Annotated in this window: 22 protein-coding genes and 1 tRNA gene; 7 read left to right on the forward strand and 16 right to left on the reverse strand. The window is 64.7% G+C overall.

Annotated elements, in window-relative coordinates; all coding sequences use genetic code 11:
* The first annotated feature begins 186 nt into the window (after positions 1–186).
* The 4 genes from E3O45_RS04330 to E3O45_RS04345 all read left to right on the forward strand — a co-directional run bounded on the left by E3O45_RS04330 (position 187) and on the right by E3O45_RS04345 (position 2962).
* A complete protein-coding gene (locus tag E3O45_RS04330; protein ID WP_134442035.1) occupies positions 187–672 on the forward strand; it encodes an NfeD family protein in 486 nt (161 codons plus the stop codon).
* Positions 665–1714 (forward strand): SPFH domain-containing protein, encoded by a 1050-nt coding sequence (locus E3O45_RS04335; RefSeq protein WP_134442037.1) that lies wholly within the window; start codon positions 665–667, stop codon positions 1712–1714. The genes E3O45_RS04330 and E3O45_RS04335 overlap by 8 nt, the downstream gene beginning before the upstream one ends.
* A 3-nt stretch (positions 1715–1717) precedes the next feature.
* Positions 1718–2482, forward strand: a complete 765-nt coding sequence (locus tag E3O45_RS04340; RefSeq protein WP_241985222.1) for a glycerophosphodiester phosphodiesterase family protein — start codon at positions 1718–1720, stop codon at positions 2480–2482.
* 111 nt (positions 2483–2593) lie between these two features.
* On the forward strand, positions 2594–2962 hold the full coding sequence (locus tag E3O45_RS04345) for an RNA polymerase-binding protein RbpA (RefSeq protein WP_092448605.1): 369 nt from the start codon (positions 2594–2596) through the stop codon (positions 2960–2962).
* Between the two features lie 92 nt (positions 2963–3054).
* Here the strand turns inward: E3O45_RS04345 and lnt are convergent, their stop codons facing one another.
* The 9 genes from lnt to E3O45_RS04395 all read right to left on the reverse strand — a co-directional run bounded on the left by lnt (position 3055) and on the right by E3O45_RS04395 (position 13454).
* Positions 3055–4578 carry an apolipoprotein N-acyltransferase gene (gene lnt, locus E3O45_RS04350; protein ID WP_134442039.1) on the reverse strand — a complete coding sequence of 508 codons (1524 nt, stop codon included), beginning with the start codon at positions 4576–4578 and terminating at the stop codon, positions 3055–3057.
* A 7-nt stretch (positions 4579–4585) separates the two neighbouring features.
* The gene (locus E3O45_RS04355; RefSeq protein ID WP_134442041.1) at positions 4586–7048 is read right to left on the reverse strand and encodes an RNA helicase; all 2463 of its coding nucleotides are present in this window, start codon (positions 7046–7048) and stop codon (positions 4586–4588) included.
* 30 nt (positions 7049–7078) lie between these two features.
* Positions 7079–7840 (reverse strand): twin-arginine translocase subunit TatC, encoded by a 762-nt coding sequence (gene tatC, locus E3O45_RS04360; RefSeq protein WP_092448602.1) that lies wholly within the window; start codon positions 7838–7840, stop codon positions 7079–7081.
* A 47-nt stretch (positions 7841–7887) separates the two neighbouring features.
* Complete coding sequence (tatA, locus tag E3O45_RS18270; RefSeq protein ID WP_134442043.1) at positions 7888–8118, reverse strand: twin-arginine translocase TatA/TatE family subunit; 231 nt, start codon at positions 8116–8118, stop codon at positions 7888–7890.
* 19 nt (positions 8119–8137) lie between these two features.
* Complete coding sequence (locus E3O45_RS04370) at positions 8138–8464, reverse strand: hypothetical protein (RefSeq protein WP_134442045.1); 327 nt, start codon at positions 8462–8464, stop codon at positions 8138–8140.
* Positions 8465–8467: 3 nt separating this feature from the next.
* A complete protein-coding gene (locus E3O45_RS17915; protein ID WP_241985223.1) occupies positions 8468–10597 on the reverse strand; it encodes a YafY family protein in 2130 nt (709 codons plus the stop codon).
* Positions 10598–10614: 17 nt separating this feature from the next.
* A complete protein-coding gene (locus E3O45_RS04385; protein ID WP_134442047.1) occupies positions 10615–11562 on the reverse strand; it encodes an FKBP-type peptidyl-prolyl cis-trans isomerase in 948 nt (315 codons plus the stop codon).
* Positions 11563–11691: 129 nt separating this feature from the next.
* Positions 11692–12693 (reverse strand): tRNA (adenine-N1)-methyltransferase, encoded by a 1002-nt coding sequence (locus tag E3O45_RS04390; protein WP_092448598.1) that lies wholly within the window; start codon positions 12691–12693, stop codon positions 11692–11694.
* Positions 12690–13454 carry an HAD family phosphatase gene (locus E3O45_RS04395; RefSeq protein WP_255452952.1) on the reverse strand — a complete coding sequence of 255 codons (765 nt, stop codon included), beginning with the start codon at positions 13452–13454 and terminating at the stop codon, positions 12690–12692. The genes E3O45_RS04390 and E3O45_RS04395 overlap by 4 nt, the downstream gene beginning before the upstream one ends.
* Before the next feature lie 79 nt (positions 13455–13533).
* Here E3O45_RS04395 and E3O45_RS04400 point away from each other — a divergent pair, with 79 nt between their 5' ends.
* Complete coding sequence (locus E3O45_RS04400) at positions 13534–14490, forward strand: proteasome assembly chaperone family protein (protein WP_134442049.1); 957 nt, start codon at positions 13534–13536, stop codon at positions 14488–14490.
* A 3-nt stretch (positions 14491–14493) separates the two neighbouring features.
* Here the strand turns inward: E3O45_RS04400 and mshC are convergent, their stop codons facing one another.
* The 3 genes from mshC to E3O45_RS04415 are packed head-to-tail and all read right to left on the reverse strand — an operon-like array spanning position 14494 to position 18093.
* Complete coding sequence (mshC, locus tag E3O45_RS04405; protein WP_134442051.1) at positions 14494–15768, reverse strand: cysteine--1-D-myo-inosityl 2-amino-2-deoxy-alpha-D-glucopyranoside ligase; 1275 nt, start codon at positions 15766–15768, stop codon at positions 14494–14496.
* 43 nt (positions 15769–15811) lie between these two features.
* Positions 15812–16666 carry an undecaprenyl-diphosphate phosphatase gene (locus E3O45_RS04410; RefSeq protein WP_134442053.1) on the reverse strand — a complete coding sequence of 285 codons (855 nt, stop codon included), beginning with the start codon at positions 16664–16666 and terminating at the stop codon, positions 15812–15814.
* A 59-nt stretch (positions 16667–16725) separates the two neighbouring features.
* A complete protein-coding gene (locus tag E3O45_RS04415; protein WP_134442055.1) occupies positions 16726–18093 on the reverse strand; it encodes a M20/M25/M40 family metallo-hydrolase in 1368 nt (455 codons plus the stop codon).
* Positions 18094–18199: 106 nt separating this feature from the next.
* On the opposite strand from E3O45_RS04415, the gene E3O45_RS04420 reads away from it, so the two are divergent.
* Positions 18200–18284 (forward strand) — tRNA-Leu (locus E3O45_RS04420).
* A gap of 110 nt (positions 18285–18394) precedes the next feature.
* On the opposite strand, the gene E3O45_RS04425 is transcribed toward E3O45_RS04420, so the two are convergent.
* From E3O45_RS04425 to E3O45_RS04440, 4 genes are read right to left on the reverse strand one after another with little or no spacing between them, the layout of a single operon-like run.
* Positions 18395–19267, reverse strand: coding sequence for an ABC transporter permease (locus tag E3O45_RS04425; RefSeq protein WP_241985224.1), 873 nt, complete (start codon positions 19265–19267; stop codon positions 18395–18397).
* Positions 19254–20234 carry an ATP-binding cassette domain-containing protein gene (locus E3O45_RS04430; protein WP_134442057.1) on the reverse strand — a complete coding sequence of 327 codons (981 nt, stop codon included), beginning with the start codon at positions 20232–20234 and terminating at the stop codon, positions 19254–19256. The genes E3O45_RS04425 and E3O45_RS04430 overlap by 14 nt, the downstream gene beginning before the upstream one ends.
* Before the next feature lie 37 nt (positions 20235–20271).
* On the reverse strand, positions 20272–21414 hold the full coding sequence (locus tag E3O45_RS04435; protein ID WP_134442059.1) for a DUF2092 domain-containing protein: 1143 nt from the start codon (positions 21412–21414) through the stop codon (positions 20272–20274).
* A gap of 51 nt (positions 21415–21465) precedes the next feature.
* Positions 21466–21873, reverse strand: coding sequence for a hypothetical protein (locus E3O45_RS04440; RefSeq protein WP_134442061.1), 408 nt, complete (start codon positions 21871–21873; stop codon positions 21466–21468).
* Positions 21874–21956: 83 nt separating this feature from the next.
* Between E3O45_RS04440 and E3O45_RS04445 the strand changes: the two genes are divergently transcribed.
* Positions 21957–22835, forward strand: coding sequence for a hypothetical protein (locus E3O45_RS04445; RefSeq protein ID WP_134442063.1), 879 nt, complete (start codon positions 21957–21959; stop codon positions 22833–22835).
* Position 22836 lies beyond the last annotated feature (1 nt).

Consider the following 22836-nt stretch of genomic DNA (forward strand, 5'->3'; position numbering starts at 1 on the left):
CTCGATCGGCGATGTCAGCCCCGTCACCTTCGAACTGCAATACTCGTCAGAGACCGCGGAAGTTCAACTCGCCGCTTAACCCGTGTCCACTAACCGGGGGCAAGGCCAAGCACCGGTCGCTCCCCCGGCGTGTTGTCGGTGGCACCTGCTAGTTTCAGAGGAAATGGATTGGGGAAAGTGGCACCCATGGTCGACCTGACTGATTATCTCTGGATTCTGTGGCTCGTCTTCATTCTCGTCGCCGTAACGATCGAGCTCCTGAGCCTGGAATTCACCTTCCTGATGATTTCCATCGGCAGCCTGGGCGGCCTGGGCGCCAATCTGCTCGGTCTGGAGTGGTGGCTGCAAATCGTCGTCGCCGCCGGCCTTTCGGTGCTGCTCCTACTCACCATCCGGCCGTTCCTGCTGCGTGCCCTGCGCAGGGGCGGCGATCCGGCCTTGAGCAATATCGACGCCCTGATCGGCATGACCGGTCGCGTCGTCGCGACGGTAACCCAGACCGGCGGGCTCGTCAAACTGGCCAACGGTGAAACCTGGACCGCGCGCCTGGTCGGACCGGCCGGCACCACCGACAACGGATCCGTTGATCCCGGACAGGCGATCACCGTGCACCTCATCGAAGGCTCCACCGCCGTCGTCATCTCCGCCGAAAGGACCCAGAATCATGCTTGACCCCGCAGCCTTCATCGGACAGATCTTCGTGTTCGCCCTGCTCGCCGTTTTGGCGGTGTTCGTCATCGTCATTTTGTTGCGCGCCATTCGCATCATTCCGCAGGGCAACGCCGGCGTGGTCGAGCGCCTCGGCAAGTACCACAAGACCCTGCTGCCCGGTCTGAACCTGCTCGTGCCTTTCGTCGACCGGGTGCGTCCCCTCCTCGACATTCGCGAGCAGGTCGTGTCCTTTCCTCCGCAGCCGGTCATCACCGAGGACAACCTCGTCGTCTCGATCGATACCGTCGTCTATTTTCAGGTGACGGATGCCCGGGCGGCCACCTATGAGATCAACAACTACCTCGGCGCGGTCGAGCAGCTCACCACGACCACCCTGCGTAACGTCGTCGGTGGCCTGAACCTCGAAGAGGCCCTCACCAGCCGGGACAATATCAACAGCCAGCTCCGCATCGTGCTCGACGAAGCCACCGGTAAGTGGGGCATTCGTGTCGGCCGAGTTGAGCTCAAGGCCATTGAACCGCCGCACTCCATTCAGGACTCGATGGAAAAGCAGATGCGCGCCGAACGTGACCGCCGTGCGCTCATCCTCACCGCTGAGGGAACCAAACAGTCCGCGATCCTCACCGCCGAGGGCGCCCGCCAGGCGGCCATTCTCGAGGCCGAGGGCGACGCCAAGGCTGCCGTCCTGCGCGCCCAGGGTGAGGCCGAAGCGATCACGACCGTATTCAAGGCCATCCACGATGGCGACCCCGACCCCAAGCTGCTGGCGTACCAATACCTGTTGACCCTGCCTAAGCTCGCCGAAGGAAGCGCCAACAAGCTCTGGATCGTTCCGAGCGAACTCACCGAGGCGATGAAGGGAATCGGCAGCGCGTTCGGTGCTCAACAAAGCGGTGCTCAACAAAGCGGTCCCCAACACAGCGGTCCCCAACAAAACGGCGCACAACAAAACGGTGCCCAGACTGCTGGTGCGAACCCGGCGGATGCTGCCGGCGCGGCGGCACCGGCAGCATCCGCTCCCCCGGTTTCGCCGCAGGGCTAGCCGGTGGCCGAAAATGCCCAGTCGGTGTTTCTCAGCGGGACGCCGCCCCGGGTGTTCGCGCATCGGGGCCTGACCCAGGCCGCCCCGGAAAACACGCTGCTAGCCTTCGTGAAGGCGCTCGCGACCGGAGCCACGCACCTCGAGACCGACGTGCAGGTATCACTCGACGGTGTCGCGGTGCTCAGCCACGACCCCGACCTCACGCGGCTGGGTCGGGATGTGCGCATTGATCAGCTGACCATGGTCGAGCTCAAACGCATCAGTCTGGGCGAGGGCCAGGGGTTCACGTCGCTCAGCGATGCTCTGGAAGCTTTTCCGGACGCCCTGTTCAACATTGATATGAAAAGTGATGCTGCGGAGGAGCCGACCGCGCGGGCGATTCTCGATCAGCGGGCCTCTGAGCGAGTGCTCGTGACCTCGTTCAACGAACCACGGCGGCGGCACGCTCTCAGCCTTCTCCCCGGCGTGGTGTCGTCGGCGTCATCGTCACTGGTGGCCCAGGCCGTCGCCGCGACGAATCTGGGGCTGACCGCCCTGGTTCGACGCACCCTGCAGGGGTGCGTCGCTGTGCAGGTGCCCGAACGGCTCGGACCGGTGCGCATAGTCACTCCCCGATTTATCGCGATGATGCATCGGGTCGATGTCGAGGTGCATGTGTGGACCGTGAACGATCCGATCGACATGATTCGACTCCTCGACAGCGGAGTTGACGGCCTCGTCACGGACCGTGCAGATCTGGCCGTTGCCGCCATTACTCGCCGAACCTGAGAGTTACCTCCCAGAACGGGGGGAGTGGGAAGGTTAACGCCCAGCTTGATGGTTTAGAACTGTGAAGGCATCGTGATCGATCTGTGATTACGAGCGAGAGGAGACCACACTATGGCTGACCGCAGTTTGCGTGGCATGAGATTGGGCGCACAAAGCCTACAGAGCGAAGAAGGCGTCACCTTCTCCCCCCGAGTGGGCCACACCTACCGGTGTGAAACATGCGGGCGCGAGACGGTAATGATTTTTTCGGCCGAAGCCGAGGCTCCGGACGAATGGGAATGCAAGTACTGCGCACGGACGGCGACTCGGCTCGTCGACTCCATGCCCGTAATCGTTGACCACTCCGACGAGAAAATTCCTCGGACCCACTGGGATATGTTGCTGGAGCGTCGCACCAGGGACGAACTCGAAGAGCTGCTCGAAGAGCGCCTCTCGGTGTTGCGTCTGCGTCGTGGTGGCCAGCAGAAGATCGGTGCCTAACCGCTCAAAATCCCCGCTCGACCCCGCACCAATGTGTTTGTACCCCGTACTCGCACCCGTGGTGGCGGGGTCGTCGTTGGTTAACCCGGATTTTACCGGCGCTGTCGCCGGGCCGCGCCCAGGCAGAGCGCCAGACCGGCCAGGCCCAGACCCGACAGCAACCACTCAGTTGCCCGACCGGCCACCATCGCCGGCGTGATGGTGTCGCTGAGCGGCACCGTCTGCACCATGGCGCCCGCAGTGAAGGTGGGCAGGCTGTCGAGGGTGTCACCGTTGGGTGTGATGATGGCGCTCGACCCAACCGTGGAGATATTCACAACGGTGCGACCGGTTTGGATCGCACGCAGCCGGGCGATGGCGAGCTGCTGCACGCTTTCATCGGTGTGTCCGAAGTCAGCATTGTTGGTCTGGGCCAGAATCAGCTGCGCCCCGCTGTCGATCATCTCCTGCACGAGCTGGTCATCGGCGATGTCGAAGCAGATTGCGATGCCGGCCAGCACACCGTCGATGTCGAAGACATTGTCGCGGGTACCGATACCGTAGTCGCGTGCGATTAGATCAATCAGCTCCGGCGCGAACGGGCGCCAGAATGCTCGATCCGGCATATATTCGGCAAACGGCACCGGATGCACCTTGTCGTAGACGTCGACGGCCCCGCGTCCGGCCTCCCAGAGCAGAGAACTGTTGAAATAGGTGTCTTCGGGCTGGGTGATCGTGCCCGTGATGAGCGGAGCATCCATTTCGGTGCTGATGTAGTCCAGTACCTGCGCCGCCGCCGCCGAGCGGGTCGGGTCGATGTCGCTCGCGTTCTCCGGCCAGACCACAAAGTCCACGCTCTCGCCGATCAGCGGCAGGGTGGCCGAAGTGTGGTCCTGCAGAATCTGACCGGGTGAATACTCCGCAAACAGACCGGCGTCGGCGTTGCCCTGCACCGCTGCCAGCCGGGTCGTGCCGCTGGGCAGCGTCGGCCACGCGGGGATGGCGAGCACGAGGGCGACCGCACCGACCGCCACGGCTGCCCGCAGGGTGTGGGCCAGGTCGGGCTCCCGTAATAGTTGCACGGCGAGGGCGCTCAGCCAGACCAGGATGAAACTCAGGCCGGACAGTCCCACCCAGGCGACGAGCGAGCCGAACGGACTCTCCGATTGGGAGAGCGCGACTCGGCCCCAGGCGAATCCGCCGTAGGGCCAGACCGCGCTGATCGCTTCCCTGGCCGTCCAGAGCCCGGCCACGATGACCGGAACCAGTCCGACGCGGCCCCAGACGCTCGGCCAGAGGCGCGGTCCGTGCCGCAGAACGAGCGCGGTGAGGCCGAGGCCGAGGCCGAAGAACAGGCTTTGCAAGCCACCGAGCGCGAACCACGGCACGAGTCCGAGATACAGAGTGATCCAGTAGATGTGGATCAGCCAGAAGGACAGCCCGGCGACCAGCCCGACCAGCAGCCCGGTACCGAGGCTTCGACCGAGCAGCGCCACGAGCATGAGCGCCACGCCGACCGGGGCGAGAAACCACCAGTCCCGGTCCGGAAATCCGGCGTCGAGGATGGCGCCGGCACCGGCCGCCACCAGAACGGATGCCCACAGTGGCAGGCTGAACGCACGCTCGCTCCCCCCCATGGCTGGTTCAGGCCACCGAGGAGTACGCGACGATGCCGCGACGGATCGAGTCCATGGCCTCACGCGCGGTCGGCCCAACGCGACCGTTACCGGCGATACTGCGCTGGTCAACCTGCACGAGCTGGTCGAGGAGGTCGATGGTCTGTTTGGTCCAGCGCACGAAATCTCCCGCGGCCATTTCGGCTTCGTAGAGCACATCGGCGAGCGACGCGCCGCGGGCCCATTTCCACATGGCCAGGCTAAGGCCAACCGCCAGCGGATTGCTGCCGGGCAGTTTGTGGTCGCGTTCGAGGTCGTCGATGCGGCTCCACAGGTCTTGCGTCTCGTCCAGTGCCGGTCGGAACGGCCCCTTGGGCAGGTAGCGGGCATCGATCAGCCCCTCGTCGCGGCGAGGCTCGAACACCAGAGCGCAGGCCATGGCGGCCAAACTGGCGGCATCGAGGTCCTTCCACAGGCCGCGGCGCAGGGATTCGGCGACGAGCAGGTCCCGCTCGGCGTAAATGCGGCGCAGGATGCGTCCGCTTTCGCTCAACGCGATCGTTCCGCGCGCGTCGGATTCGAGGTAGCCGTAACCGAGCAGAACGTCGGTCACCCGGTCGAAAACCCGCGCGATGGCGCCGGTGCGCTCGGAGATCTGCTGGTTGAGGGCATCCGTTTGCCGCTTGAGCTTGAACCAGCGCTCAGCCCAGCGGGAGTGCGCCTCGCGGTCGGGGCAGTGGTGACAGCCGTGGGCGCGCATCTGCTTGCGCAGGCTGGCCACCTCACGCTGCCGCTTGTCGCGCTCCCCACGGAGTGAGTTGTCGGCCTTGGTACCTTCACGCTCGACCTCGGTCAGCCGTCGTCGAATGGATGAGTACTCCTCGAAATTGCCGAGGTGGCAGGTCATGCTCGTCTTGAACCCGGCCAGGGACTCTTCCTGCTGACGCACGGAGCGCGCGAGGTCGACGACAGCCCGATCGGCCTGGAACTGGGCGAAGGAGGATTCGAGGACACCTCGGGTACGGGCGACGCCGAACTGATCGATCAGGTTGACGGCCATGTTGTAGGTCGGCTTGAAACTCGAATTCAGCGGATAGGTACGACGGGAGGCCAGCGACGCGACAGCCTGCGGGTCCAGACCCTGGGCCCACTGGATGACGGAGTGACCGAGCGTGTCGATGCCGCGACGGCCGGCCCGCCCGGTCAGCTGGGTGTACTCCCCCGGCGTGATCGGCACCCGGGCTTCACCGTTGAACTTCTCGAGCTTGTCCAGGACCACGGTGCGCGCCGGCATATTGATGCCGAGGGCAAGGGTTTCGGTCGCGAAGACGGCCTTGACCAACTTCTTCTGAAACAGCTCCTCGACCACCTCCTTGAACGCGGGCAGCAGGCCGGCATGGTGAGCGGCTACTCCGCGTTCGAGCCCGTCGAGCCACTCAAAGTAGCCGAGCACACCGAGGTCTTCGTCGAGCAGGGTGCGACAGCGGTCGTCGACGATCCGGCGTATTTCGTCGCGCTCATGTTCCTGGGTCAGGCGCACACCGGAGCGGAGCACCTGCCGCACGGCCTGGTCGCAGCCGACCCGGCTGAAGATGAAGAAGATCGCCGGCAGCAGATGTTTACCGTCGAGCATGCGCACGATGTCGCCACGGTCCATCCGGCCGGCATCGAACTGCGGGCGGTGCTTGTCATGACCGCGATACCCTCCGGAGGAACCGCCCTGCCGGCCGGAGCCACGGCCGCGCCCGCCGGCGTGGGCCAGCCGAACGAGTTCAGGATTCACCCGATGAGTGCCGATCAAACCGGTGGAATCGAAGAGATCGAGCATGTTGTTCTTGACCAGAACGTGTTGTTCCAGGGGTACTGGGCGCTCCTCGGAGACAATAACATCGGTTTCGCCGCGGACCGCCTGCAACCAGTCGCCGAATTCTTCCGCGTTTGACACGGTGGCGCTCAGCGAGACCATCCGCACCGGTTGCGGAAGATGGATGATCACTTCTTCCCAGACAGCGCCGCGAAAGCGGTCGGCGAGGTAGTGCACCTCGTCCATCACCACAAAGGCCAGGTTGGTCAGCAGGTCAGAACTGGCATAAAGCATATTGCGCAGTACCTCGGTCGTCATGACCACGATGCGCGCCCCCGGGTTCACATTGCTGTCGCCCGTGAGTAATCCGACCTGATCCGCACCGTACTCGGCGACAAACTCCTGGAATTTCTGATTGCTGAGCGCCTTCATGGGCGCGGTATAGAACACCTTTGCGCGAGACTGCTGCATCGCGAGGTAGATGGCGAATTCGGCCACGATCGTCTTGCCGGCACCGGTCGGTGCCGCGACGAGCACGCTATTGCCCGCCTCCAGACAAGCGCAAGCCTCGCGTTGAAACGGGTCGAGGTCGAATTTGAGACCGCTTTCGAAGGCCTGCAGTTTTGGCTGACTGGCCCGGGTGCGAGCGGCCGAGTAGCGTTCGGCCGGCGATTGCGTGTGCGTCACGTGATCCTTAACAGTTACGACAGCGGGCTCCTAGGGTGCCCGGAGTCCAAGTTCCTTTTCGAACGCGAGCACTTTTCTGGCCGCGCGTCGATCGTGCAGCCACGCGATCCCGTAGGCGGCAAAGTACAACATGACCATGGGGATCGCCAGTAGGAACATCGACACGACATCGGCCGCGGGGGTGGCGATCGCGGTGAACAGCACAATGACCAGAATGGCGATCCGCCACGATTTGATGATGGATGCAGCACTGATGACACCGGCAAAGTTCAAAAGCACGATGAACACCGGCAGGACAAAGGCGATCCCGATGGCAACGACGAGCTTCAGGACGAAGTCGAAGTACCCTTGGGCGTTGATGAATGCGGAGTCCTCGGTCGGGGCGAAACTCGTCATGAGTTCGACCACGTGCGGCAGCACGACCCAGCCGGCCGCGCATCCCGCCAGGAACAACGGGATGGCGGTGAACAGAAAACCGAAGGTGTACTTCTTCTCCGTGCGCGTCAGGCCGGGAACCAGGAACGCGAACACCTGGTACAGCCAGACCGGGCTGGACACGATCAAGCCGACATACAGAGAGATCTTGAGCTTGAGGTCGAAGGCGCTCGTGATGTCGGGGTAGTTGATCTGCGCGTTGCGATGTTGGGCGTTGATGATGGCGTAGATCGGTTCGCGCAGCTGGTCCCAGACAAAATCCGAGAGGAACCAACCGGCAATCGCACCGATCAGTAGGCCAGCGGCGGCTAGGTAGAGGCGCTTACGCAACTCGACCAGATGCTGGCCGAGCGACATTTTGCCTTCAACGGGCGTACGCCGACGCGTGCGTACCGCCACGGTAGCTAGGGCTTCGCGGCCGGGTCGGTCGGACCCGCGGATTTCGCGGCGTCATCGCCCGACTGGGTCGGTGCGTTGGGATCGGGGTCGACGCTGTCGCTCTTGATTTCGCTTTTGAAAATCTTCATCGACTGGCCGAGGCTGCGGGCGAGTCCGGGCAGTTTGGGCGCACCGAAGAGAAGCAGTACGACCACGAGGATGATCAGGAAATGCCATCCGGTCAGGTTTTGCAGCATGAGGGTGTGTCCTCTTGTCTTAGCGGGTAACGTAGCGGGCGTTTCGCATCAGTTTACCCCGCACGATCCGGCCGTCGCGACGAACCTGCCGCCGATGGACGCGTTCCGCTTCGCGCTGCTCGACCTCGAGGCGCAGCGCCGCTAGATCCGTGAAGACGGCCGGTCTGAACTGCTCCGGCCTCGGGCTGACGTCCACGTTCAGTACGGCGATCCGATCGCCCAGGGCTTCGAAGGCACGCAGCGCACCGAGGGATTTTCGGTAGAGCCGCACACCGGACCACACCAGCAGGGCGAGGAAACCCAGCGTCAGCGCGCTCCAGATGAGCAGCCAGGACCACCAGGGCATCCGCTACTCCTCGCTGGCCGGGGCATCGGTGTACTGCGCGACGCCGGCCGCCGCCCACTCGGCGACGACACGGCGTGATTCGGCCGGTTCGAGAACGGTGACGATCCCGGCCAGTCCAGCGACCAGTCGTTTGAGGGCGTGGGAGTGGGCGACCCGCAGGGTGGTGCGCGTACGACCCCCCGTACCGACCGGAACCGACCGTTCGGGGCGATAGTCGGCGAGCAACGGCAATGCCGCGGTTTCGAGTTCGAGTCGCACGTCCAGGTCGCCGCTGGAGGCCTGGAACAGGGTATCGGGCAACAGAATATCCGCAGCGTGCGTGCTGCGTGCTCTGCTGGTCGTGCGCGGGTCGCTGATGCGATCGAGACGGAAGGTGCGCACCGCTTCGCGGAGATGGCACCAGCCGCGCAGGTACCAGTCGTTGTCAACAGATTCGATGCGCAGCGGATCGACGAGACGGTGTTCCTGAGCACCGCGGGCGTTGAGGTAGTCGAACTCGACCTGCATCCCCGACGTGAGAGCTGCCTGGAGGAGCACTCGTGTCGCCCCGCCATCGCGCCGCGCGACGGCGAGTTGGGTCGGCGGCGCCGACGCGCCGCGGGTCAATTTGGCCATCAGCGATGCAATCGCATCCGTATCAGCATTCTCGGGTAGGGCCGAGAGATATTGCAGGCCGGCGATGAGCGCTGCAGCCTCCCGGGCCGAGAACCTGGGCGAATCGTCGATGGCGACCTGATGGGTGAGGACGATGCGGTCGTTCAGCTCGAATTCATCCCAGAGGATGTCGAAGAGATCGCCGTGCAAATACTGACGGGTTTCTCCGGGAATTCCGGATAAGGCGATGAGACTGACCAGGGAGCGCACACGCTCAGGGGGCAGGTCGAAATGCTCGGCGACCTCCGTGACGGTCACCCGACCCTGCTCGATCAGGTACGGAACCAGCGAGAGCAGGAGAGTGAGCTGGTCGCTGGCGATTCGCGACTGCGCGGCCGTCGTGGCCGGTTGCGTTTTGGGTTGCGTCAGGCGGCGGCGCGGCGCCGCTCCGGCTGCCCCGACCGGCAGGTCGGGCGAATGAGCATCGCGAACAGCGAGCAATCGGCTGGTCACGGCCGTGCGGAGCGCGGGAGGACCAACGACGAATACTTCCGGCCCGAAGGCGGCCAATTCGTCGGCGAGAACGTGCAGGTCGGTGAAATGCACGACGCGCTCCGGGCTGGACGCCGGGTCAGTTGCCGGGATTCCCGACTGACGCGCGCCGAGGCGCACTGCCGCGTCGGTGCCCGGCTGCACCAGGACGTGCGCGACGTTGCTCGCCCACAGTTCTTCCAATTCGGCCAGGGCGCGGGCACTGTCGGCGGCAGTGCTGGCGGACGCGTCGTTGGCAGCATCGGTGACCGGGGACGGGAACGCCGCCGGTACGACCTTGACCGCTCCGACGATGCGCGAAAGGAGGAAGGTGCGCGGAGCATGAGCGACTTCATCGGTCGCGTAGAGGTGCCAGCGCCCCTCGTGCTGCACGAGCGCCCGGGGGACGACCACGCGACGAAGCGGTTTCCTGTTGCCCGGTTTGAGGTAGAGAAAGGCCACTACCTCGGTGCGATCCAGCGCTTTGCTGAGCGGGTCAAAGCTTTGGTCCCGCGTGCGCAGCAACGGTGCGTAGCCGAGCACAGGTTCGCTCGAGTCGACGCCAAGCGAATTCAACTTGATCAGGGCGCGACGGGATTCACCGGACAGCGATCCTTCACGCCAGACCGTGCCGGCGAGTTTGAGCAGCGACACTTCGTCGGGAGTGAAGGTCACATCGGCCGGGAGGTCGTACAGCCCTTTCGGTATGCGATAGCGCAAGTGATGGTTGCTGCCCGGAACGTCCGGCGTCTCGATCGTCTCGAGGGGAATGCCCAGTTCGCGAATGTCGTCCTTGTCGCGCTCAAATTGGCGCTCCAAACTGCCATTGGGTCCAGCGATCAGGAATCGCTGCCGATAGCCCTGAACGTTGGCGAGGATATCCGCCTTGGTCAGCCCGGTGTCCGTCGCTACGAGCGCCAGGACCAGGCTGAACAGACGTTCCGGAGCGGTGACCGGGCGCGGTTTGGGCGCGTCGCCGCGTTCGTCTGGGTCGACCGGGGAAGGCACGAGGTTACTCCCGCCGTTTAGTTGATGCCGAGGATGTCGAAGACGAAGATGAGCGTGGAATCGGCCGGAACTGCGCCCGACGCGGTCTTACCGTAGGCCTGTGTGGGCGGAATGACGGCGACGATCTGCGACCCGACGGTTTGCCCGGTGAGAGCCGCTGCCATGCCGGGGATGAGCTCAGTGGGAACGAACTCGACCGGGCTGCCGTTCGCCCAACTGGAATCAAAGACCGTCTTCTCTTTCCAGAGCACTCCGGTGTAGTTCAAGGTGACCGTCGAATCTTCCAGGACCTTGGCCCCGGTGCCCTTCTTGAGGACCCCGATTTCAAGTTCAGTGGGCGCATCGCCGGACGGCACCACGATGCCGGGCGTGCCGTCGGCGTCCAGGACGACGGCGGGAAGACCGTTGGCGACCAGCTGGTCTGCACCGTCGGCGCGAGGCAGGAAGGCCTTCACGATGTCGACCACGAGCACGAGGGAGTCCGTCGCCGCGACCTGGAACTGTTCGTTGCCGCCGGCTGGTCCGAAGGCGTCCTCGGGTGCGATGACGATCGCGACACGTGCCCCGACCTGGGTGCAGAGCAGACCGTCGACGAATCCAGGAAGGGTGCTCTCGTTGAGGATGATCGGGACGGCCGTTGAGCCGTCGAAAGCACTCTGCTGGATCGCAGCACCGGTCGTACCGTTGTAGAGGTTGAACTCTGCGGTGATCTTCTGTCCGGGAACGATGTTGTCCCCCGAACCCGCAATCACCTCGGTGCGCTGGGTGGACGCGGACTTGAGGGGCGTCGGAAAAGTGACCTCCGGTGCTGAACCAAAGTCGCCGGAAACTTTCACCAGCTCGGAGGCGGCACCCGCGGAGACCGGTGCGTCACAGGAGGCCTGGGCCGTGCCGGGGCTGGCACAGGCGGTCAATGCCGCCATCACGAGTCCGGCGGTGGCGATCAGCGCGGATGCTTTGCGCACAAGTCCTTCTTTCGATACGGGGTTGCTGCAGCACTGGGCGCTGCGCTGGATGCTGTGGGGTCGATCTGTGACCGGGTGGCGCGGCCGAGGCCTCGCACGTAGTACAACCGAAACGGGCCGGGCCCTATCCTAACCGGCGTCGAGGTCTCGAGCTTTGGAGAGGTCTGCGCTGGTCCCGGCGATCCGCACGCGTTTGCGCATGACCTTGGCACTGACATTGCGCTCACCGAGCGCCCCGGGCGTCCACGCCTCGACGTCGGCGTCACTGAAGTCGGTCTTCGACGGTCGCCGTTTCAGTTCGGGCAGAATCGTGTCGGGAGCGAGCCGTCTGGCGGTGATGAGAAAGCCGGTGTGCCCGATCATGCGATGGTCTGGGCGAACGGCGAGTCCCTCGACGTGCCAGCCACGAATCATGGTCTCGCTGGAGTCCGGGTTGGTGTACAACCCGGTACCACGAATGGCCTCGGCCACGCGAGACAGCTGCGTCACCGTGGCAACATAGCAGAGCAGGACCCCGCCGGGCTTGAGGGCGTCGGAAACCGAGCCAAGGCACTCCCACGGTGCCAGCATGTCCAGGACGACCCGGTCAACGCTCTGCGCCGGCAGGGTCTCCGGCAGGGTTTCGGCGAGGTCACCGAGCGTGATGGTCCAGTTCTCCGGATCGTTGCCGAGGAACGTGGCGATATTGTCCCGGGCGACGTCGGCGAATTCTTCCCGCCGTTCGAAGGAAGCGAGCCGACCGGCCGGACCGATCGCCCGCAGCAGCCAGAGCGAGAGCGCTCCCGAACCGACCCCGGCTTCGACGACAGTGGCACCGGGAAAGATATCGGCCTGGGCCAAAATCTGTGCAGCATCCTTGGGATAGATGATGGCCGCGCCGCGCGGCATGCTCATCACGAAGTCCACCAGCAGGGGGCGCAGCGCAAGATGCTCGACCCCGACGTTGTTGGTGACGACCGATCCGTCGGGCTGCCCGATGATGTCGTCGTGCGCGAGAATTCCGCGATGCGTGTGAAAGGTCAGGCCAGCCTGGAGCGAAATGGTGTTCATTCGCCCCTTCGGTCCGGTGAGTTGCACGCGGTCGCCGACGCGAAAGAGTCCACTGTTTTGGATTACCTGGTTGTTGCTCATGCGAGTGGTGCGCTTTCGTGTTGGGCAGCCCGGGTGGGGGCGAGAAGATGAACGGGTTCGGAAAGTCCAGCGGTGGAGAAACGATAGAGCGCTGCCAGATCATCAATCGTGCGACCGACCAGCGTCGACCAGCGGGTGTAGTCGTCGCTTTCCGGCAGGTCGATCTGGTGGGGCACAGCGATGGTGATGGTACCGGCGGCCACGGCCGAGGCGACGCCGGGAACGGAATCCTCAATGGCGATGCACCGGCGCGGATCGACGCCGAGCCGTTCGGCGGCCACGAGGTAGGGGTCAGGGTGCGGCTTGCTGTTGGCGACCATATCGCCGGCGATAATCAGGTCGAACGCGGGAAAATCGATCAGGTCGATGATCTGCCGAGCCATGCGCTCGACCGACATCGTCACGAGCGCAGTGGGCACTCCCGCCGCCTTCAACTCTTGCAGGAGTTCACGAGAACCGGGGCGCCAAGGAATACCATGCTCGGCCAGCTGCTGCTGCACCCGGTCGGTGAGGCGAGCGACAATGGCGTCTGGCGTGAGATCCACCCCGCGGGACTGCAGAATCGCCGCAGAGTTCCACAGTCCGGAGCCGACCAGCAGCATGCCATCATCATGCGTCCAGACGCCGCCGAATTCAGCGACCAGCTCCGTTTCCGCACGCATCCAGTACGGTTCGGTGTCGACGATGGTCCCGTCCATGTCCCAGAGGACGGCGGCGGGAAGGGAAACGGGCGCGGAGGGCGGCACAGGAGAAACATTCACGGGGTTCAAGTCTAGGGCCACCGCCTATCCTTGACTGAGGCGCTCCACCGGGAGTCCGAAAGAATTGAGGATATACACGGTGACTGACGGTAATGGGTTTCTGGGCGGGCGGCTTCTCGTCGTTGCTTTCGAGGGCTGGAATGATGCCGGCGAAGCTGCGACCGGGGCAGTACGTGCGCTCAAGGACCTCCTCGACGTCGAGGTCATTACCGAGGTCGATCCGGAGCTGTACTTTGACTACCAGTTCAACCGGCCGACCGTGTCGACCAATGAAGACGGCGTGCGTGCCATCGGATGGCCGAGCGCGATCATGTACGGACCGACGGCCGCCGGCCCGGTCAGCGTTCCGCTGGCCGAGGACGCCGAGTTGCGGGTCAGTGGTACGAATGCCGGCAACATCTACCTGCTCATCGGTACCGAACCGTCACGAAGTTGGAAGAGTTTTGCGGCGGAGATTCTCGACGCTGCCCTCGCCGCCGATGTCAGCGGTGTGGTGTTTCTGGGAGCGATGCTCGCCGACGTTCCGCATACCCGGCCCATTTCCATCTTCGTGTCGAGCGACAATTCGAAGGTGCGCGGCGAATTGCAGATCGAACGAAGCAATTACGAGGGGCCCGTCGGCATTCTCAGCGTGCTGTCGGACGCCGCCGAGACGGCGGGCATTCCGACGCTGTCGATTTGGGCATCCGTTCCCCACTACGTGCACAACGCGCCGTCCCCCAAGGCGATGCTGGCCCTGATCGACAAGCTGGAAGAAGTGATCGACGTCGTGATCCCCCGTGGTGCCCTCGTCACCGAGGCGGCCGAATGGGAAACCGGGATCGATGTGCTGGCCGGTGAGGATGAAGAGATGGCCGCCTACATCGCCCAGCTCGAGCAGGCCCGAGATACCGTCGACTCCCCCGAAGCGAGCGGCGAAGCCATCGCTCAGGAATTCGAGAAATACCTGCGTAAACGCGGCACTGACGGACGCGATGGACGCGCTGACGGACGACCCGACGGGCCGGGCAGCCGGCCAGAGGGCCCGCGGCAGTAGGTTCTAGAGCTCCACGCCGAGCAGGGCATGGACGGCGCGATGGACGAGTTCAGGGGCGTCAACGGTGTCGGCTGCAGCGTGGTCGAGAATGCGCAGCGCCTCCGGCGTGTCCAGATCGTGTCGGAGAGCCAGACGAAGCGACTGCACGATTGCTGTTGCTGAACCGGAGGCACCGGCGCCGAACGTGGCACCGGCACCGAAGGCCGCCGACCAGCGGGCCAAACGCTCCACCCCTTCGTCGAGCAGGGAGGACGTCCACTCCCAGTCGGTGCGATAGTGGCGGTTGAGCAGGGCAAGACGAATGGCCCGGGGATCGATGCCCCTGGCCCGCAGGCGCGACACCAGCACGAGGTTTCCGAGCGACTTGCTCATCTTCTCCCCCCGATAGGCAACCATGCCGGTGTGGCTGTAGACGCCGGCGAGCGGATGCCCGGACAGCCCTTCCGCGTGTCCGGCGCTCATGTCGTGGTGCGGGAAGATGAGGTCGGATCCGCCGCCCTGCACGGTGAAGTCGGTGCCGAGCTCCTTCAGGGCGATGACCGAGCACTCGATGTGCCAGCCGGGTCGCCCCGCACCGACGAGGGATTCCCAGGCAGGTTCTCCGGCCCGGGCGGCCCGCCAGAGCAGCGGATCGAGACGGTCGCGCTTGCCCAATCGGTCAGGGTCTCCCCCGCGCTCAGCGAACAGTCGGAGCATGCTCACGAGGTCGAGGCTGCTCTCCTCGCCGAGCGTCCAGCCCGTGTTCGCTTGCGCTGCTGCGATATCGAAGTAGAGATCGGCGGCGATCTGCCCGTCAGCACCGGCCACGGCATCGTCGGTCGGCACGGGGTAGGCCAGCCCGGCATCGCGAAGCGCGGCGACCGCCTCAGCAATCTCGTCGATGACCTCGGTCACGGCGACGAAATCGTTCGGTGGGATGATGCTGAGCGCTTGCATATCGGTGCGGAACAGCTCCACCTGAGATGCGGCGAGGTCGCGCCAGTCCACGCCGGTGGCCGTCGCCCGCTCCAGGAGCGGGTCATCGACATCCGTTACATTCTGGGCATAGTGCACCCGGAAACCGGCGTCGATCCAAACCCGCTGCAGGGTATCGAAGGCCAGGTAGGTGTTGGCGTGACCAATGTGCGTCGCGTCGTAGGGCGTGATGCCGCAGACGTACAGACGGGCCGCATCGCGTGGCTGTGCCAGCACCAGGCTGTCCGTTTTGGTGTCGTGGAGCCAGGGAGCACTGGATTCCCCGGGGACAGAGACAATTTCGGGTCGTTCCCATGCACGCATACAACCAGCCTAGCTTTCAAAGGGCGGTCGCCTTGCGAGCGGGCTAGGCGGAGATGACGTTCGTGCCGAGGAGCACGAACAGCACGATGCCGAGCACGATGCGGTAGATCACGAACGGCAGGAAGCTGCGCTTGGAGATGTAGTTCATGAAGAACGCGATCACGGCGAGGGCCACGAAGAAGGCGATGACGGTGGCCACGAGCGTTTCCAGCGGACCGAAGATTTCGGGCGTGCAGTTGGCTGCGCCAGCCAGACACGGCTCGGCAATGGACTTGTAGATCTGGAAGAAGCCGCTGCCGAGCACCGCCGGAATGGCCAGTAGGAAGGCATAACGGGCGGCGGCAGCGCGCTCATAGCCGAGAAACAGTCCGGCCGTGATGGTTCCGCCGGAGCGCGACACCCCAGGGATGAGGGCGAGGGCCTGGGCGAATCCGAAGATGACGCCGTGCCCGACCGTGACGTCCTGCAGCCTGCGCCGTTTGGCTCCGACATGATCGGCGATTCCGAGCAGAATGCCGAAGACGATGAGCATGGTCGCGGTGATCCACAGCGACCGCAGCACGGTCTCGATCTGGTCCTGGAACAGCAGTCCGAGGATGATGATCGGCAGCGAGCCGAGAATGATGAGCCAACCCATGCGGGCATCCGGATCTGTGCGGGGAACGCTGCCCCCGAGCGATCTGGCCCATTGGCCGATGATGCGCACGATGTCGCGCCAGAAAAAGATCACCACGGCCGCCTCGGTGCCGATCTGGGTGATGGCGGTGAAGCGTGCCCCCGGATCTTCGCCGGTGCCCAGAAACTGGCCGACGATGGCGATGTGCGCGCTCGAGGATACCGGGAGGAACTCGGTCAGGCCCTGGACCAGACCCAGGATGATCGCATTCAGAAAGTCCACACGCTTCGCTTTCTCAGATTATTCAAGGGATGCCCGCTCCGCGTCGGATCCAGGGCTTGCTAGTAGCTGGAGAGCAGGTCGGTCAAAACCCGCCTGCCAAACACTAATGCGTCGAGGGGCACTCGTTCATCCACGCCGTGGAACATGGCCGGAAAATCGAGGTCGGCCGGCAGCCGCAGCGGGGCAAACCCGTAGCCCTTAATGCCGAGCGTGCTCAGTGCCTTGTTGTCCGTTCCGGCGGACAGCAGGTACGGCAGCACCGGCGCTCCGGGATCGTGGCGCTCCAGGGTGCTCACGACGGCGTCGATCAGCGGACCGCTGAACTCGGTCTCGAGGCCGATATCGCGGTGCATCGTCACGATTTCGATGTCCGCACCGACGATGTCCTGAATCTGAGCGAGCACGAGGTCTTCCTCCCCCGGCAGCGAGCGGATGTCGATCAGCGCCTCGGCCGCGTCCGGGATCACATTGTGCTTATATCCGGCGGTGAGGCCGGTCGGGTTGGCGGTCGTGCGCAGGCTGGCCTGGATGAAGCCGGAGGCGGTGCCGGTCGCCAGGGCGAGCTCGTCGGGGCCGACCTGCTGCGGATCGACGTCGAGAATGCGTGCGATCTCGCCGAGCAGCTGTTCGGTCGTGTCGGTGAGCCGAATCGGCCACTCGTGACGCCCCAGTTTTGCCACGGCCTCGGCGAGCCGGGTGATCGCGTTGTTCGGATGCATGCGGGAGCCATGCCCGGCCTCGCCGCGGGCCACCAACTTGATCCAGATAAGGGCTTTCTCTCCGGTTTGCAGCAGGTAGGCGCGTTTGCCGCCGAGGGTGATGGAGTACCCGCCGACCTCGCTGATCGCCTCGGTCGCACCGTCGAACAGGTGCGGGTGTTCGTTCACCAGAAAATGGGAACCGAGCACACCGCCGGCCTCTTCGTCGGCGAAGAAGGCGATGACCAGGTCGCGCTCCGGCGCACCGCCGGAGCCGATCACGTCCTGCAGGGAGGCCAGAATCATGGCGTCCATATTCTTCATATCGACCGCGCCGCGCCCCCAGAGCAAGCCGTCCTTGATGACGCCGGCGAAGGGGTCGACACTCCAGTTCGCCGGGTCGGCCGGCACCACGTCGAGGTGCCCATGCACGACCAGGGCCGGGCGGGACGTATCGCGACCCTGCACCCGCGCCACCACACTGGTGCGGCCGGGTTCGGAATCGAACAGTTCCGGCACGAGGCCCAGGGCTCGCAGCTTCTCGGCAACGTACTCGGCGGCATCAGTTTCACCGTTTGAACGACCCTCACCATAATTTGTGGTGTCGAAACGGATGAGATCGCGCGCGATTTCGGCGGTCAGATCGAGTTTCGCAGCGGCCGTTCCGGGTGACGCACCCGCTGAATCAGCGGAACTTGCGGCCGGAATCGTGTTCGGGGAGGAAGCCATAACCACACGCTACCCGTCGCCAACGGGCGCAGTGACACAACGGGCGTTCTAAACCGTGCTAAGTTATTACCTCGGCAGCCGGTTCATCCGGAGGCCGTTTCACCCAGTCCGGGTGGCGGAATTGGTAGACGCGCTGGCTTGAGGTGCCAGTGCCCGTTAAGGGCGTGTGGGTTCAATTCCCATCTCGGACACGGAGATTTCTTTCAAGAAATCAACGAGGACTGGTTGAGACAGTTCACAAGGCCGGATCCCCTGGATCCGGCCTTGTCTCGTTTAGATTCATGGCAGTGACGGGAGTCGGTCAGGACAGGATGTCCCTGGTCACGAATCGGCTATAGGCCAAAGCCCCGAAAACGGCCACGTAGCAAAACTGCACGATCGCGTTCTGGCCAAACGAACCCAGGTCGAGCGGTTGCCGGAGCAGATCGGCGAAGCCGAGCCAGTAGTGACTGAACAGCCACGGGTGCAGCCAGTCGAGCTGCGGGATGACGTCGAGTATCTGCGCGATCACCGAGACCACGATTGTTGCCGCCATGGCTCCGACGGGCACATCGGTGAGGGTAGAGATGAACAGTCCGATCATGGACAGTCCGAGCAGCGACACCGTCACGTACGCGGCCACCAGCAGCGACCGCAACAGCGATTCAGGCACGCTGATGGTGTCGCCGGAGAGTAGCGTCACTGGCCCGACCGGGAACAGTGCCGCACCGATGAGTGCGCCGGACACGGTCAGCGTCAGCGTCGCGACGAGGCAGAACAGGGCAGCGCCGGCGTATTTGACCAATAGCAGCCGTACGCGGCCGGCTGGGGCCACCAGGAGGTAGCGCAGGGTGCCAAGGCCCGCCTCCCCCGCGATGGTGTCTCCGGCGACGACTCCGATGGTCAGTGGCAGAAACAGGGGAATGGCGACCACCATGGCGGTGAAGCCGACGAACAGGCCGTTCTGGGTGACCCGGTCGAGGAACGGTGGCCCCTCCCCCGGGTCCAGCGTCGACGAGGACAAACGCACGGCCACGGCGAGCAAAATCGGGATGAGCGCCACCGCGATGAGCATGGCCCAGGTACGACGACGACGAAACAGTACGGAGATCTCCGAGCCGAGCAGATCCCAGCCTCCCGCGCGGGCTGACAGAACGCGCTCCGGCATCTGCGGCAGGACCTCACTGGACGACATCAAAACCCTCCCCGGTCAGTGCGACGAAACGTTCTTCCAGGCTGGGTTCCACGATGGCGAAACCACGGATGCGCACGCCACCGGCCACGAGAGCCGTCACGATGGCCTCCGGCTGCCAGTTGGTGTCCCCGAGCGGCGCAACGACGACCGCGTCGGCGGCATCGCTCGTGGCGTGTGCTGGCCCGAGCCCGAGGTGGGTGAGCACCCGGAGCGCGCCGGCGGCGTCCGGTGTGCGCAGGTGGACCCGTGATTCGCCCACCTGCCGCAGCTGGGCCAGGGTGCCCTGCGCGACGAGGCGGCCCGCACTCATCACGGCGGCGTGCGTGCACATCTGCTCGACTTCGGCGAGCAGATGGCTGGACACGAACACGGTCGTGCCCTCGGCGGCCAGCGAGCGCACGAGGCTGCGCACTTCACGCATGCCCTGCGGGTCGAGGCCGTTGGTGGGCTCATCGAGCACCAGCAGCTCGCGTGGGAGGATGAGCGCGTTGGCGATGCCGAGCCTTTGTTTCATGCCCAGTGAATAGGCGTGCACCTTCTTATCGGCAGCGTGGGAGAGACCGACCCGTTCGAGAGCACCCTGAACTCGGGCCCGACGGGTACCGCGTGGAGCGAACCGATCGGCGGTATCGAGGCGCCGCAGGTTTGCCGCACCGGACAGAAACGGGTAAAAGGCCGGACCTTCAACGAGGGCGCCGACGCGGGGCAGCACCTCGCGCAGTCGGGCGGGCATGGACTGACCGAGCAGGCTGATGGTGCCGCTCGTCGCCTGGCTGAGTCCGAGGAGCATGCGGATGCTCGTCGTTTTGCCCGATCCATTGGGCCCGAGAAAGCCGAAGACCGAGCCGCGCGGCACCATGAGGTCGATGCCGTTCACCGCCGTTTGCGAGCCGAATTTTTTGGTGAGCCCCCGGGTCTCGATCGCCAGGCCGTGACCCTGGCTAGCGGCTGTCACGGTGCCGGTCATCGTGCCGTGCGCAGGATGCCGGTCCCGGACACCGTCGTCACTCCGCGGCGGCCTGCAGCGCGGCGAGCGGAACCGCGCCGGCGAACACCCGCCCGTCGTTGCTCAGGAACAGCGTGACGAGGGAGGTGGTCACGGCACGGCCACCGTCGACGGCCGTGGTCAGCTGGTCAAGCATGGGGTTGGCGCTCAACTCGGCCGGCACGGCCGCTGCCGGCACCTCAACGATGGTGGACCAGCCGGTACCCGTCACGACGGGAACCTGGCCCGCTGCCGGGCTGTGATCGCCCGGCTGGTCGCCGGTAGCGCCTTCCGTCGGAGCCGGCATGGCCTGTTCCGTCACGGTGGCCGTGGCCGGGGGCGTGAAGGCGAACAGGTCGGCGTTCGGGGCCGCGAAGTCGATGGCGGTGAAGCCGACCTGGAATGCCGGCGCGCTCTGGCCCTGGGCCAGCACGGTCACCTGAAGCGGCAGCCCGGTTTCGGAGTCAACGGCGATAGAAACGGATGCGACGAGCGTTTCAGTCGTTTTTGGCGTGAGGACCAACTCGTACACGCTGCGCCCCGCGACTCGGGCATCGGTGCCGACCGAGACCGTCGTACTCGGGTCGAGCTCGCCGAGGAAGCGCTCGGCGAGCTGTGCCGGCGTCGCGAGGTCGGTGGGCAGCTGTGACTGCAGTTCGGCGGACTTCGCCTGGGCGGTGGCTTCGAGGTCGAGGCTCAGGTGAGTCGCCGCGTTCGTGCTGGAGTCATAAAGCCAGATGTCTCCGCCGTTGTGCACGACATCACGTTCGGCCATGCGGTCTTTGATCTGCACCCGGGACTGGCTTTCGCCGCCGACATACACTCGAAATTCGTGCGAGCCGCTCAGCAATTCGAGGGCCGTGGTCACTCCCAAAGGAATAACGCTGTCGTTGCCTTCGGGCAGGGCTCCCGTCATGGATTCGCTCATACCCGCGCTGAGGTCTAATGACGGAAGGCCCAGGTCCGCTGATTGTTCAACGGTTCCCGAGAAAGCGGACACCGTGCTGTCGTTCACCAGAAGGAGAACCTGCTCCGGTGTCTTGTCCGGCAGATCGACGGTGGCACCGGCCTGGAGCGGCACAGCAATGACGGCAGCGACGACGACTGCCGGAACGACGAACGCCGGGAGCCAGCGGAGAGAATTTCGAGACACGAGCTTCATACCGCGATCGTACGCCCCGTACGCCGCACTCAACCGGTGGGGTCAGCGTATTTACAGGTCCCCGGACTCGGGGCTATCGCGGGTCGGTTCGCTCCGGCTCGGTGCCTCATCGGTGATGCCTATGAACTGACTGCCGATGCCGTCGCACTCGGTGCGTCCGAGGCCGTCGGCCGGATCGGGCAGTTCATCCGCCCGGTGGTTCGAGCAGGTGATGTAGGTGAAGGGCGGCCACCACTTCTTGGGCCGCACGGCCTCGGTGTAGCCACAGATGGTGCAGGTGAGCGACGCCCAGACCGGCTTCTTTCCGGTGCGATTCGCGCGCGACTGCAGCAACCAGGCCGGCGGTTCGGCCTCCAGCCTGGCCAGCTGAGCTTCGCTCAGGCGCGACGGAATACCGTGGCGGGCGGCCATTTCCAGGGGGATATCCAACCGCAGTGCTACTTCTCGTCGCGTAATCATCTCGCACTACGATAGGCGCTTTTTGGGGGCCGCGCGGAGCATCCGTTCGCAGCAGGCGCCCGTCACTATGGGAGAATGACCCAATGCCAAACACTCCGTCCCCGCTGGGGCTGCTCCTGGACGTGGACGGGCCGATTGCGAGCCCGATCACCCGCACGATCAGTACGCCGAGCATTGTGACCGACCTGATCACCCTGGCCGGGGCGCACGTGCCGATCGCCTTCATTACGGGGCGGTCTGCCGATTTCATTCGCGACCAGGTCGTCGCGCCGCTCGTGGCCGCGGGTCTGCCCGAGAATTTTCGCATGTACGGGGTGTGTGAAAAGGGTGCTGTTTGGTTTCCGATCGGGTCAGACGGCATGGGCACAGTCGTGGTTGATCGGGCCGTCGCCCTACCGCTGGCCGTCACCGACGAAGTGCGCCAACTGGTCGCCGACTCATTCGCCGCCGAGATGTTCTTCGACGAGACCAAGCAGGCGATGATCTCGGTTGAGCAGCGCACCGATGTCAGCCGGGAGGCCTTTCAGGCCCGCCAATCCGAGTTCAATGACGCCGCTTTCGCCATTCTGGTCAGGCACGGGCTCGGCGTTCGATTCGAGAATCGCGAAAGCTCCGATGCCTCGGGGCAGATTCCGTTTCGGCTGGACGCCACCATCATTTCGACCGATATCGAATCGGTCACCCTGGACAAGGACCATGCGGCCAAGCGAGCGCTCGATTTCTTTGCCGAGAGCGGTCCGCTTCCCCGGTTGTGGCGGTCGGTGGGTGATTCACGCAGCGACTACCGTATGGCCGACCACCTGCACGAGGCCGGCTATGACGTGTCGCACGTCGACGTGCGCCCGGCCGATGGAGTTCTCGACCGGCCGTATCCGGTCATCGTCATCGGTGATCAGATTCACGATGAAGCCGGGGCGACTTTTCTGCGTTACTGGGTCGACAAGTTGGCGCTGCCCGCCTGAT

The sequence above is a fragment of the Cryobacterium sp. TMS1-20-1 genome (genome assembly GCF_004402355.1).
Taxonomy (GTDB): domain Bacteria; phylum Actinomycetota; class Actinomycetes; order Actinomycetales; family Microbacteriaceae; genus Cryobacterium; species Cryobacterium levicorallinum.